The organism is Paenibacillus sp. Dod16, from assembly GCF_049893405.1.
Lineage (GTDB): Bacteria > Bacillota > Bacilli > Paenibacillales > Paenibacillaceae > Paenibacillus_AQ.
Genome location: NZ_JBNDYG010000027.1, coordinates 42816 through 55599, shown reverse-complemented (window position 1 = coordinate 55599; position 12784 = coordinate 42816). Strand labels below are relative to the sequence as shown.

The window sequence follows — 12784 nt, the reverse complement described above, 5'->3', positions numbered from 1 at the left end:
CCCTCTCTGCCGGGTTTGCAAGTTGTTAGGCCTTATCAAATCTTTTATACTGAAGGAAGGATATCCATCTGAGGAGGGAAAGCCTTGAAGGGAAAAGTGGCGCTGATTACAGGCAGTGCGACAGGATTGGGGAAAATGACGGCGCTGTCGTTAGCCCGGCAGGGATGTCATTTGGCTATAAATTATGTAAACAGCAAGGATGAAGCGGAAGCGCTCTCCCGCGAAATCGAGGGGTTTGGCGTGAAGTCCATTGCGATTAAAGCCGATATCGCCAGCGAGCGTGAGCTGTATTCATTGGTGGATCAGACGGAGGAGCAGCTGGGAGGCATCGATATCCTGGTGAACAACGCAGGTCCGTTCATTCGGGAACGTCGTCTATTCTCGGAGTACAGCCGCGACGAAATCGTACATATGGTGAATGGCAATTTAACCGGCGTCATGCTGCTGGACCACCGTGTTCTGCCTGCCATGCGGGAGAAAAAGTGGGGACGCATCATCCACTTTGGATTCGGACATGCGGGAGAAGCCCGCGCGTGGCCTCAGCGTTCAGCCTACGCTGCCGCTAAAGTGGGCCTCGTATCCTTTACGAAGACCCTTGCGGTGGAAGAAGCCCCGTATGGAATCACCGTGAACATGATCTGTCCGGGGGATATTCGCGGAGCCAACAAGGAGAAGACCATTGATGAGGTATCGGGCATCCAAGACGGTCTGACCCCGCGCGGACGATCGGGAAGCGGGGAGGACGTCGCCAGGGTGATCGAGTATTTATGCCTGGATAAGTCGGATTTCATTACCGGCAATATCATGGATATATCCGGGGGGCTGGATCCGATCCGTCCGTTGATTAAACCGGATTAATCTAAAATAACCCCACAAAGTGGAGTCCATGCTTCGATGCTAATTCCAAATTCTTTATACTTGCGGGGCTCCCTAAAACATATCATTGCAGTTAAAGAATTGCTTATGCTCCGCTGAAAACTTATATATTCTTTAATCTCAAAAAAAGAGTCTTGGTTCCACGAGGGAAACCAAGACTCTTTATAGTTAAAGAAGATTTAGAATACTTGAACTACTTCTTGAATGCCTTCTACTTCTTCAACCAGGGCGCGTTCGATCCCTGCCTTCAGAGTAATGGTGGAGCTAGGGCAGCTACCGCATGCACCCATCAATTTCAGCTTAACGATGCCGTCTTCAACGTCAACCAGTTCCACGTCACCGCCGTCGCGCTGCAGGAACGGACGAAGTTTATCAAGCACTTCAGCCACTTCATCATATACAGTGGTTTGCGTGTTTTCACTCATCTTGTTCAACTCCTTTCCTCCCTATATTATAGTACATAAACCGGCAAAATAAAATGCCAATCTTAAGGCAGGTCTAATAACAATGTCCATTATCATTGAGTTTTGCACAAGCAATTCCTATTTCGGAACGGATAAAGTTCTGCAGACGCTTGAAGCCAAGTACGATTGTCAAGTCATCGAATACGGCTGCCTGACCAGCTGCGGCCAGTGCTACCTGATGCCCTTCGCTTATGTGGATGGCGAATGGGTCGAGGCCCCCACGGCTGAAGAGCTGCTTGACGTTGTCATAGCCAAGCTGGAGAGCTTTCAGGACAGCGAAGAGGAAAACTGACGCCGGATACCTGGCATTTCCGTGAGGAAGAACATAGCGTCTGCAGCCTGTTCGCTGCTAGTAATGACGCTTGGATTTCCAGAGAACGCCGCTCTTCAATATCCTTGGTACCCGTCCCAGCACCGACGTGCTGCCCATGAGTCCAAAGCCCGCATGTTTGCCGAGGGAGCCGAGGGTTCCCTTGAGCTTCAGCGGAGATACCTTTGGCGTATCATCACGCCATAAGGCTTTCATGACATGTCCCACTTGCTCGGCTTGAGCCCCGGCTGCCTGCGCGCTTGGGACGAACGGAAGGCTGGCGCAGTCGCCGATCACGTACACTTCCGGATGGGACGGAACCTGATACCACTCGTTCAGCAGAATGCGTTCGCTGCGGTCTTTTGGCAGATCGAGATCCTGTACGACCTTTACGGGCTGGATGCCCGCCGTCCATACGGCCAGGTCGGTTGCGATAGGCACATCCAGATTATACACGGCATCCTTCTCAACTCGGGATACGGAAACCCCGCTGTGGATATCCACATGGTGTTCCTCAAACCAGCGATGAATATAAGCAGACAAACGGTTAGGAAAAGAAGAAAGTACCCGTTGTCCCCGGTCCAAAATGGCGATATTAAGGTCAGGCCGGCTTTCACGAAGATCGGCAGCGAGTTCGATGCCGCTTAAGCCTCCGCCAATGATATGAACTTGACCATAAGGTCTGAGGTTGTTCAGGTGCAAATAGGTTTCCCGGGAGGCAGAGAAAGATTGCAGGCTAAACGTGAATTCTTCAGCGCCCGGAACGCCATGATATCGGTCCGTACATCCCAGAGCAATGGCGAGTTGGTCGTATTCCACGGGATCGTTGTTCGTCAGGTTAACAAGCCTCTTCTCTAGATCGATGGATGTGACTTCACCATATACAATTTGGAGGCGGTCATACACCGGGAATTTAACACGAACGGCGGTATCGGCCACGGTGCCTGCTGCCAGCGCGTAGTATTCGGTTTTGAGTCCTTGGTATGGCATGCGGTCGATGAGCACGACCTCCACGTCCGGAGGAAGATAGCTGCTGAATAATTCTTGAATTAGGGCAAGACCACCATAGCCTCCGCCGAGAATGACGAGCTTTTTCATAAATTTCTTCCTTTCTCAAGAGATAAGAAGGTGAGCGCCGATTCGCAAGAAAAACGCCGCTAGAAGCGGCTTAGGTTACCCACGCTATATTATCTCTTTAACCTGTTTTCCGTTTTTTGGAACGTCTCTCGTTTGCTTAAATCCTGCTGGTAAGACTTATTCGTAAACCTTAATCTCGTTGTAGAAGGTATCGCGTTCAACCGGAATCCGGCCAGCGCCTTGGATGAGCCAGACGAGCTCTTTGCGTGTCAGCCCTTCCGGGGTTAAGGCTCCTGCAGCATGGCTGATGCGTTCTTTCAGGATCGTACCATGGACATCGGAAGCGCCGAAGCTGAGAGCAACTTGAGTCAATTGCGGTCCGATATTAATGAAGTACGCTTTGATGTGGTCGATATTATCGAGCATCAGACGGCTGATGGCAATGGTTTTCAAATCCTCGTAGGCCGAATTGCGGCGCATGATGCCTGCATTCTTATTCTTCGGCTGCATGGACAGCGGAATGAATACCATGAATCCACCGGTTTCATCTTGAAGATCCCGAATTTGCAGCATATGGCGGATCCGGTCCTCATGGCTCTCGATCGATCCGTACAGCATGGTCGTGTGCGTCTTCATGCCAAGCTTATGTGCGGTACGGTGAACGTCGAGGTATTGATCTACGTTGGCTTTATCCACCTTCATCTTCTGACGGTATTGGTCAGACAGAATTTCGGCGCCGCCGCCTGTTAAGGATTGAAGACCTGCCTTCTGCAGTTCTTGCAGCACTTCCTTCGTGCTAAGTCCGCTTATGCGAGTGAAGAATTCAATCTCCGCTGCCGTATAGGCTTTCAGAGTTACTTCCGGGAAACGCTCGCTCAATGCCTTCAGGGAATCTACATAGTACTGGAACGGCACATGGTTATTATGTCCGCCAACGATGTGAAATTCACGAATCCCGGGATGAATATGCTGCTCGACATACTCGATCATCTCAGCGCCGGAGAGGGTGTAGGAGCCTTCCTCGCCTTGATCTTTCCGGAAATTGCAAAAAGTGCAGTGGGATTCGCATACATTCGTGAAATAGAGACTCATGTTCTCAATGAAGTAAACTTTTTTCCCGTTCTTGCGCAAATTTGCTTCATTAGCCAGCTGCCCGAGGGTCAGCAGGTCATCGGTTTGGTACAAATACACACCGTCTTCAAGATTCAGGCGTTCGCCGTTTTGGACTTTCGCAACGATCTCCGCCATTCTCTGATCGGTAAATGGTGTCACAATTGTGGACATGTTCAATCCTCCTGTTCACACTTGACCTGCATAGAAGATCCAGCAGAAAAAGCGATCATAAAGTGAATCACTCCCCTAAGGGAACGGTCCGTTTATAGTGGTATAACAACAAGCATCAATAATGGGCTGAATAAATAAGTGAGTTTGTGAAAAAATATACAACTGTGGACCAGCCATAACCTTTGCCGCTTTTTAGCCGGGGGATGTGACAAATATCCAACAGTTGCCGCCCATGTTCCTTCCCTATTATAAACCTGACCCCTCGGGGTAGCAACACAAATAGAGGAATTGAAAATAGGTTATTCATTACATATCAAATGCCATCATAACAACCTTGAGCGAATTCGCGAAGAGGAGTATACTGAAAGAGTGAACGAAAAGGAGGGTGACCTATGATTACAATCAGCGACTCAGCTGCAGAACGTTTGAAAGAAATGCTTGCTGAACAGGAAACGCCCAATATGTTCCTTCGACTGGGTGTCACTGCCGGCGGCTGCAGTGGTTTTTCATATGCAATGGGCTTTGACGATCAAGAAACGGAAGCTGACGTATACATGGACCTGCAGGACATGAAAGTCGTTGTCGAGAAGGACGATCTGAAGTACCTGAACGGTCTTGAAATCGACTTTGAGGAATCCGGCATGACCGGCGGCTTCACCATCCACAACCCGAACGCTACCGTCACTTGCGGCTGTGGTTCGTCATTCCGTACGGCAACGGATGCGGGCAAACCGAACGAGGAACCTTGCTAATAAGGACTCTCTAGAGGGCTAAAGCCTAAGTCCAACAGTTAAAGACCTCTCCCGACAATCTTGTCGGAGAGGTCTTTATTACGTTATCGGGAATATCCGCGTAGCCATAAGAACCCCAAAAAAGCAGCCAACTCCGCGATAAGGAGAGGCTGCTTTTTTGGGGTTCTTCCTATTCAAACCGGGAAGAAGAAGGTATCGTTCAGCATCAGCACGATCATGCCGGCGGCCACAAGCGAAAATACGATGCAGCCCGCTCCGAGCCCTCTGCGCTTATCCTTGATGAACTTGAAGCCCATGACAAAGATAAGAACGGTGATGGCTGCTAGGGCAACCGACATGCCGACAATGGCAATCCAGTACAATATTTCAAACAACGCTGCCAAGGTGACAAAGCCTCCTTTATAGGTATCCATGGTGATGGATTTAATACGGACAAAGCTCTGTTCTTACTATACGATAGATCACAGCATTTGCAAAGGGAGGCTGCCGTGAGGCAGCAAGAACCTCGATTATTAGGCATACCATCACGGACAATCATCCAAGACAAAGTGCGGATAGGGGAATAGGATAACGTATGTCATGAATAAAAGGAGGCGAAAGCAGCATGGCGGGAAGACAACTGGCCAGCAAGTGGTTGAAGACGGAAGCGCTGCTGACCGATCCGCAGGTTGCTCCCTACATTCCGGCTACCCAGTCGTATGGAGGGGATACCCTGGTCTCAATGCTGGCCGAACACGAAATGGTCGTGATTAAGCCGATTATAGGAACCGGTGGTAACGGAGTCATCCGAATACAAAAAGACGGAACGGGATACTTGGTAACCCATAAGAGGCGTACTGTTCATGTAGATACATTGAATTCCCTGTTATACGTACTGAGCAGGATGAGGCTGAGACGGCGCTACATGATACAGCAGGGCATTCATTTGGCCAGAATTCAGGGACGTCCGCTGGATTACCGTGTAAAGGTAGTCAAGGATCGAGGGAGATGGGAATTCCGGGCCATGCTTGGGCGGCTCGCGAGCCCAGGGCTTTTTGTGACGAATATATGTAAAGGGGGGACGCTGCTTCGTTGTGGCCCAGCACTCCGGCTGTCACTGCCCCACATTAATGCTAGGGAAAAGCGCAATGAAATGCGTCAATTAACCAGACAGTGCATAGCGATACTGGAATCCCGCTTTCCAGGGATCGGGGAACTGGGATTTGATTACGGATTAGACAACGATGGAAGGATTTGGATTTTGGAGGTAAATACAAGACCAAGCTGAATTTTTGTTTAATAATCCCAAATGAATTGGGTTTATATGATTTTTTAATAGGGTAATAAAAAAATAACCACAATCTACCGATATTATAATTGATCAATTTTTTTTATAGTAGAATTTCCCTATATCCTGTGTATAACATTTATCCCCATAATCCACTTTGATATGACCCTGTTTTTTACACTTACCAACAAATTATACACAGGATTTCCACAAGAGGTTGTGGATAAGCGAACAGTTGTTCCGTTTTAGCATGTCTGATATGATAGATTCAGGAAATTTGAGGAAGGGGTGTGAGAGGGATGGCTATGTTGACGGATGAGATGCTTCTCGATTCCTATCATATGGCTGTTGAGTTGAAGTTGGAACGAGAGTTCATCACTCTACTGCTAGCCGAAATTCATAAACGGAACTTGGACACCGATTCCGGCAGCATCCTGCATTAATCAGATTTTTCGTATATAGAATAGATAACTTACGACATGATACGTATATAATGTGGGAGCTTTCAACCAAGTTCTACATATGGTTTGAAGAATAGAAAAGGTATCTTCGGTTCCGGGGCGGGTGTAACCCCTTTCGGAACGAAGATACCTTTTTTTCTATGAATATGGATGTAGATGAAGTTAAAAATTCTAGCTGCTCTTACAATTTCATGTTACTGCTGTGGCCCGGTGCCAATCTGGCCTCAGGATCGAAGTAAACCTTGGCATTGTTCACGGCGGTAGGTGCTTCACCAAATCCAACAGCGATCAGTTTGACCTTGCCCGGATAGGTGGTAATATCGCCGGCTGCAAAAATGCCCGGGATACTTGTTTCCATACGGGAATCCACCACAATGGAGTTACTTTCAATGGCAATGCCCCATTCGGAGATCGGACCGAGCGAGGACACAAACCCGAAATTGACAATGACATCGTCCACTTCAATCTCTTGCGTCTCTTTGGTCTTAATATGTGAAAGCGTAACCTTCGTAATCGTATCTTCACCATGCAATTCGGTGATCTCGGTTGGTGTAATGATGTTCACCTTCGATGCCATGAGCTGCTCCACACTATGCTCATGGGCACGGAATTTGTCACGGCGGTGAACCAGCGTAACCTGCTCGGCGATGGGCTCGATCATGAGCGCCCAGTCTACCGCGGAGTCGCCGCCGCCGCTGATGAGAACCTTCTTGCCTTTGAAGCGGCTGAGGTCGTTGACGAAATAATGAAGGTTGGTCTTTTCGTATGCTTCTGCCCTTTCAATCTCCAGTCGACGGGGTTGGAACGCTCCTACACCGGCTGTAATGATAACAGCTTTGGCGTGGTGTTCACCCAAATTCGTTTTTACGACAAAATGACGTTCTTCGAGTTTTTCCACAGCTTGTACTTTCTCTTCAAGACGAATGTCCGTTTTAAAGAGCTCCATTTGGGCGGACAGATTGTTCACAAGCTCTTGAGCGGTTACTTTCGGAAAGCCTGCTACGTCATAAATATATTTCTCAGGATACAGCGCAGCCAATTGGCCTCCAAGCTGAGGCATGCTCTCGATAAGTTTAACCGAAGCTTGGCGCATTCCGCCGTAAAAAGCAGCAAACATACCTGCAGGTCCGCCACCGATAATCAAAAGATCCGTCATATTGCTGTCTTGTGGCATCGTTGTCATGCGGTAAGCACCTCCATAAAATGAGTTTATATTCGAATCAGACAGACGTTCTTGTCCGGATAAAGCTGATTCACGAATTCCTTACCTATTATAATCGTCCCGAAGCGGCATGAAAAGACGAGAAATGAGTTAAAATACCTAACATTGGAATGGATGCGCTTACTTAGTAAGTAAGGGGATAAATGGCGGAATGATTTGCACATTATATGGCAAAAAATTTCTTGATATTTGCATAGTTTATGCATATGATTAACGTGATAACTTGTGTTCATTACAGGGTAGTCCTATATATTGTCAACTGTAGCCGAAGTAAGGAAACCTTAGTGTTACAGCTGTTTTTGAACCTTAATGAACCATCAGGTCAAATGTTGAAACGGGCTCTGATTAGGGCTCTTCTCTTTTTTTGGATGCAATTTCACAGAATGTTAACATGTGCACCATACTGTATATATAAAGAGTAAGCTGGAAGGAGCAATAGAATGAGCAGCATACCGAAGATCGTAATCCTTGGCGCGGGTTACGGAGGCATATTGACAGCGCAGCGGCTGCAAAAAGAGCTGAATTATAATGAGGCCGATGTTACATTGGTGAATCGCCATGATTATCATTATATTACAACGCATTTGCATATGCCGGCAGCAGGAACAGACAGCATTGAGAACACCCGGGTATCCATTTCCAAGTTGATCGACGAATTCAAAATCGACCTGGTCAAATCCTCGGTTCAGGAAATCCGCCTTCACGATAAGAAGGTTATTCTTGAAGATGGAACATTATCCTATGACTATCTTGTCATTGGACTCGGCGGAGAGCCGGAAACCTTCGGGATTCCAGGACTCGCAGAGCATGCGATGACGATCCGAAGCATTAACTCGGTACGATTGATACGTGAGCATATTGAGTATCAGTTTGCTTTATATAAAAATGAGCGCAGACCGCAAGAGCGCATTAACTTTGTGGTTGGCGGAGCCGGATTCAGCGGCATCGAGTTTGTAGCCGAGCTGGCGGACCGCATTCCGAGACTGTGCAAGGAATATGACGTCGATCCGACGCTGGTGAACATCTATAATGTCGAGGCCGCGCCTGCCGCGTTACCGGGGTTTGCACCGGAACTGGTGGAGTACGCCATGAACGTACTTGAGAAGAAAGGCGTTACCTTCAAGATGGGCATTGCGATCAAGGAATGCCTGCCAGGCGGAGTCGTTCTGAACAATGGCGAAGAGATCCGGGCGGCAACGGTGGTATGGACCGGCGGCATCCGCGGGAACCGTCTGGTGGAAGCAGCCGGTTTCGAAACGATGCGAGGCCGCGTCAAGGTTGACGAATATTTGCGTGCTCCCGGATACGAGAACATTTATATTATCGGCGATAACTCCCTGATTTTTAATGAGGAAGGCAGACCTTATCCGCCAACCGCCCAAATGGCGATGCAGCAAGGCGTGTGCTGTGCCCAAAATATCGTTGCGGCAATTCGGGACAAGTCGATGCGCAAATTCGAGTTCCATAACAAAGGCACGGTAGCTTCTCTTGGACGGGGCGAAGGCATTGCGGTTGTCGGGGATAAGAAATATCAGGGATGGAAAGCGGCCCAGCTGAAAAAGTTGGTTGATCTGCGCTACCTCTTCATTATTGGAGGGATTCCGCTCGTCCTGAAAAAAGGCAGGTTTCTATAAATGAGACACTGCAGCGTTCAAGTACGGGGGCTGCTCACCAGAGATGAGCTGGATCGTTATAACGCCCTGATGGAGGTCGGCTCCTATCTGGAGTCGCAGGAGCGGTACGATCTGGCTTACACCATTCAGCAGGAGGTCGACATTCTCATACTTCCTGCTATTGAGCGGCTCAAGGATAAGGGACGTGCCCGGGACCGGGCGACGGCTGAATATCTTGAAACCTTGCGCAAGCAAGAGCAAGATGAGGACGACGGTGAGGAATAGAAGAAGGGATGCTCGTGTTGAGAGCATCCCTTTTTTGACATTATAAGTTTTTTGGGGTCCCCGCAAAGTATTTGGAATAAACATCGTAGCATAGGCTCCACTTTGTGGGGATATTTTGTACATGCTGGTTTATGTGCAGAAGGAATTATACCTTCATTAAATCTGTAAATGAAGCCTGATCGAGCAGGTTGCCGACATAGAACGGACCAAACTCGCCGAAACGCGCACTTACTTCGTCAAATCTCATTTCGTACACGAGCTTCTTGAACTGAAGCGCGTCGTCGCTGAACAGGGTTACGCCCCATTCCCAATCGTCGAATCCAACGGAACCGGTGATGATCTGTTTGACCTTGCCGGCATAACCGCGGCCAATCATCCCGTGGCTCTTCATCATGGATTTGCGTTCGTCCATGCTGAGCATGTACCAGTTGTCCGACAAATCCCGCTTTTTGTTCATCGGATAGAAGCAGATATGCTTCGATTTTGGCAGGGCCGGCTTCAGACGGGCAATGACATGCGGATTCTGCATCGGATCCTCATCGGAGGAGCCGGCCAGGTAGTTGCTCAGCTCGACAATGCTTACATAAGAATAAGCCTTGGTGGTGAACTGGGCGAACGTTGTTTTGTTAAAGGCGTTCTCGATCGCGTTCAGCTCTTCCAGCGTCTCGCGCAAAAGCATAAATACAAAATCGGCTTTCTGACCGACGATGGTATATACAGCGGTACTGCCTTTTTGGGCAGCTTCGACGGCATCCCATTCCTCGCGGAATGCATTCAGCTCGTCCAGCGCAAAAGCACGTACTTCTTCATCTGCAGCTTTCCAGGCCGGCCAATTGATGGTGCGGAAATCGTGCAGCGCATACCAGCCCTCAAGCGTCATGGCAGCTTCGTTCATGTGATCACTCCTAAACGTTATGTTCGTTATAATTGAAGCGGATGGCCGCTTGCATTAACTTCCTATATTGTACTGTAAGCGCAGTCGGAAGGGCAAACGCCGACACAATGTATTCACGATTGTTCGTTGATCTGTGACATTATTTTTAGTAAACTAGCTATTAGCTAAAGCTTGGTGTGCTGTTTCTTGCTGCAATAGAGTAGAATAGCTGCTACGCGTAGGTGATAAAGAAGAGGTGAAAACAGCGATCATGCTTCAATTTATTCCTGTGCTCGTGCTGATGATTTTGTTTTTTGTCATGATGTTCGGTATCGGTTTTATCCTAAATATGTTGATGAAGACGACCTGGTTTCCTTGCTTTCTGTTCGTGATTGTCATTTTGCCGGTCGTTGTATACAGCTTGTGGGATCGGGGCCAAATGTCGTTCTGGACTCACGTGGGATCCTTCCAACTGGTGGATTACTTAACAGGAGTTGCAGGTCTGATTGGTGCCTACATGAGCGGATGGACCATTAAGACATTGCGTATTAAAGGCTTTAGAATGTTTTAAACGCGCTTGGCGCAAATTGAATGTAGTGTTGATGGCGGCTCTGCAATACCTGGGGGCCGTCATTTATTATTTGTGGAAGCATGCAAATGGCGGGCGCAAGAATTCCAGAATTTTTGATGCGAAAGAACCGACTTCGAGACGACGGATTTATGATAGAATAGAGGAAGTCTATTTTTGGGCGACAGGGGGAGCATAAACGATGCGCATGACTAATTTTTTACATTTTACCGAGAACCACCGTTACTGCGTATACCGTGACTTCTGCTTAAGCGGCCTGGATGACAAAATGCTTGGTTCGATTTATCAACCGATGGTTGGCGCGTTTGCTGTCAGTCTGTACCGTCTTCTCGTATCGCATGTGCCGGTGGAGAAGGTGGGTTACTCGGCTATTGAACAGCAGCGAAGATTATTCTTGACATTAGGGCTTGAGCCTAGTGAAAAAGGACGCCGATTTCTCATTGAGCAAACCTCGAAGCTGGAAGCGGTAGGTTTACTGCAGACAAGCCGGATGTTTGTCCCGGAAACGGATGACCATATCTATGAATATGAGCTGCAAGCACCGCTCAGTCCAGCGGAGTTCTTTAACACTCAGCATCTGACACTGCTGCTTCGCGACAAGGTGGGGAAATTCGCCGTGCTGTCGTTAAGAGAAGAGCTTTGGAGCAAGGAACCCCTTGAATGGTCCGGTATTTCCTTCAACAAGGAGAACATTTCGGTTCCCTTTTATGATATTTTTGAGCTGAACACGCATGTCATTGATTATGAACTGGAGCAAGCGCTGGAAGAGGTCGCGGTGTCACGGAAGTCCATGGCGCCGCCAAATCCGCAAGGAGAAGGTCTGAACTATGCGGACATTATTCTCCGTTTCCCGCGCGAATCCCGTAATCGGGTCTTTGTGGAGCGTCTTCGCTACGACCACGAGCAGATGGGCATCGTGAATTACGTGGTGCGGAAATACGATCTCAGCACGCAGGATTTGTGCCGCCTGTTGGACGAGGACGGCATATTTACCGAGCATGGCGAGGTCGTGCTGGATGATCTTCAGCACAAGGCCAGTCTTCACTTTAGGCAGGGAATGAAGATGCAGGAGAAGCGGCAGATTACGGCAGGCAAGGTCGTTGCCTTGCGGCAGGAGATGACGGCCGATCCGGAAGAGCCGGCAAAGGAGCATGCGGTAGAGATGGAATACTATGTAGAGGTTCCGACTCAGTTCCAATCGAAGTGCGATATCCACCAATATAATATGATGCTTCGCAACGAGCCTTATACCCGGCTCCTGCAGACCTTCTTCCCGGGCTCGGTTCCAGCGCAGTTCCTGGACATTTTCGAAAAGATCGATCTGAGTTACAAGCTGCCGGGTGAAGTCATCAACGTACTCATTCATTATTTAATGTCACTCATGGCCGCAGGCGGCGAGCAGCGCATCAACCGCAATTTCGTGGAGGCTATTGCTTCCAATATGCTGCTGAAGCAGGTGAACAGCTATGAGAAAGCTGTTCAGTATATACGCGATCAAGCCAAGATGAAAGGCAAGCAGAAGGCGACCACACAACGTACGCGTACATACGCTAAAGGCGGAAAGGTGAAGCCGGAAATTCCAGTGGCTCTGGAATCCGATCAGGCGGAGGCCGTATCGGATGAGGAATTCGAAGAAATGATGCGATTTGCGGCAGAAATGCAGGCTGGCAGCAAGAAGGGCGGATAAAGAATCCTGCTTAAGAGAGGAGG

The 12784-nt window shown here is 48.6% G+C and carries 15 protein-coding genes; 9 read left to right on the top strand and 6 right to left on the bottom strand.

Features of this window, described 5'->3' with window-relative positions; translation table 11 throughout:
* The first annotated feature begins 84 nt into the window (after positions 1–84).
* Positions 85–858, top strand: a complete 774-nt coding sequence (locus tag ACPV3A_RS19120; RefSeq protein ID WP_426200602.1) for an SDR family oxidoreductase — start codon at positions 85–87, stop codon at positions 856–858.
* 197 nt (positions 859–1055) lie between these two features.
* On the opposite strand, the gene ACPV3A_RS19115 is transcribed toward ACPV3A_RS19120, so the two are convergent.
* Positions 1056–1301 (bottom strand): NifU family protein, encoded by a 246-nt coding sequence (locus tag ACPV3A_RS19115; protein ID WP_006212609.1) that lies wholly within the window; start codon positions 1299–1301, stop codon positions 1056–1058.
* An 82-nt stretch (positions 1302–1383) separates the two neighbouring features.
* Here ACPV3A_RS19115 and ACPV3A_RS19110 point away from each other — a divergent pair, with 82 nt between their 5' ends.
* A complete protein-coding gene (locus tag ACPV3A_RS19110) occupies positions 1384–1632 on the top strand; it encodes a YuzB family protein (protein ID WP_071222396.1) in 249 nt (82 codons plus the stop codon).
* Positions 1633–1689: 57 nt separating this feature from the next.
* Here the strand turns inward: ACPV3A_RS19110 and ACPV3A_RS19105 are convergent, their stop codons facing one another.
* A complete protein-coding gene (locus ACPV3A_RS19105; protein WP_426200601.1) occupies positions 1690–2748 on the bottom strand; it encodes an NAD(P)/FAD-dependent oxidoreductase in 1059 nt (352 codons plus the stop codon).
* A 156-nt stretch (positions 2749–2904) separates the two neighbouring features.
* On the bottom strand, positions 2905–4011 hold the full coding sequence (mqnE, locus tag ACPV3A_RS19100; protein WP_426200600.1) for an aminofutalosine synthase MqnE: 1107 nt from the start codon (positions 4009–4011) through the stop codon (positions 2905–2907).
* Between the two features lie 392 nt (positions 4012–4403).
* On the opposite strand from mqnE, the gene ACPV3A_RS19095 reads away from it, so the two are divergent.
* Positions 4404–4763 (top strand): HesB/IscA family protein, encoded by a 360-nt coding sequence (locus tag ACPV3A_RS19095; protein WP_071222399.1) that lies wholly within the window; start codon positions 4404–4406, stop codon positions 4761–4763.
* Between the two features lie 173 nt (positions 4764–4936).
* Here ACPV3A_RS19095 and ACPV3A_RS19090 read toward each other — a convergent pair whose 3' ends face one another.
* On the bottom strand, positions 4937–5146 hold the full coding sequence (locus ACPV3A_RS19090) for a hypothetical protein (RefSeq protein WP_071222401.1): 210 nt from the start codon (positions 5144–5146) through the stop codon (positions 4937–4939).
* Positions 5147–5367: 221 nt separating this feature from the next.
* On the opposite strand from ACPV3A_RS19090, the gene ACPV3A_RS19085 reads away from it, so the two are divergent.
* Together ACPV3A_RS19085 and ACPV3A_RS19080 are read left to right on the top strand one after the other, a co-directional pair.
* On the top strand, positions 5368–6030 hold the full coding sequence (locus tag ACPV3A_RS19085; protein WP_426200599.1) for a YheC/YheD family protein: 663 nt from the start codon (positions 5368–5370) through the stop codon (positions 6028–6030).
* A gap of 299 nt (positions 6031–6329) precedes the next feature.
* The gene (locus tag ACPV3A_RS19080; protein WP_006212600.1) at positions 6330–6473 is read left to right on the top strand and encodes a sporulation histidine kinase inhibitor Sda; all 144 of its coding nucleotides are present in this window, start codon (positions 6330–6332) and stop codon (positions 6471–6473) included.
* A 199-nt stretch (positions 6474–6672) separates the two neighbouring features.
* Here ACPV3A_RS19080 and ACPV3A_RS19075 read toward each other — a convergent pair whose 3' ends face one another.
* Positions 6673–7674 carry an NAD(P)/FAD-dependent oxidoreductase gene (locus tag ACPV3A_RS19075; RefSeq protein WP_426200598.1) on the bottom strand — a complete coding sequence of 334 codons (1002 nt, stop codon included), beginning with the start codon at positions 7672–7674 and terminating at the stop codon, positions 6673–6675.
* Positions 7675–8153: 479 nt separating this feature from the next.
* Here ACPV3A_RS19075 and ACPV3A_RS19070 point away from each other — a divergent pair, with 479 nt between their 5' ends.
* On the top strand, positions 8154–9347 hold the full coding sequence (locus ACPV3A_RS19070; RefSeq protein ID WP_076324836.1) for an NAD(P)/FAD-dependent oxidoreductase: 1194 nt from the start codon (positions 8154–8156) through the stop codon (positions 9345–9347).
* Positions 9348–9611, top strand: coding sequence for a hypothetical protein (locus tag ACPV3A_RS19065; protein ID WP_071222405.1), 264 nt, complete (start codon positions 9348–9350; stop codon positions 9609–9611).
* A 145-nt stretch (positions 9612–9756) separates the two neighbouring features.
* Here ACPV3A_RS19065 and hemQ read toward each other — a convergent pair whose 3' ends face one another.
* The gene (hemQ, locus tag ACPV3A_RS19060) at positions 9757–10506 is read right to left on the bottom strand and encodes a hydrogen peroxide-dependent heme synthase (RefSeq protein WP_071222406.1); all 750 of its coding nucleotides are present in this window, start codon (positions 10504–10506) and stop codon (positions 9757–9759) included.
* 250 nt (positions 10507–10756) lie between these two features.
* On the opposite strand from hemQ, the gene ACPV3A_RS19055 reads away from it, so the two are divergent.
* Together ACPV3A_RS19055 and ACPV3A_RS19050 are read left to right on the top strand one after the other, a co-directional pair.
* Positions 10757–11056, top strand: coding sequence for a YuiB family protein (locus ACPV3A_RS19055; RefSeq protein ID WP_015737411.1), 300 nt, complete (start codon positions 10757–10759; stop codon positions 11054–11056).
* 199 nt (positions 11057–11255) lie between these two features.
* A complete protein-coding gene (locus ACPV3A_RS19050; protein WP_426200597.1) occupies positions 11256–12761 on the top strand; it encodes a helicase DnaB in 1506 nt (501 codons plus the stop codon).
* Positions 12762–12784 lie beyond the last annotated feature (23 nt).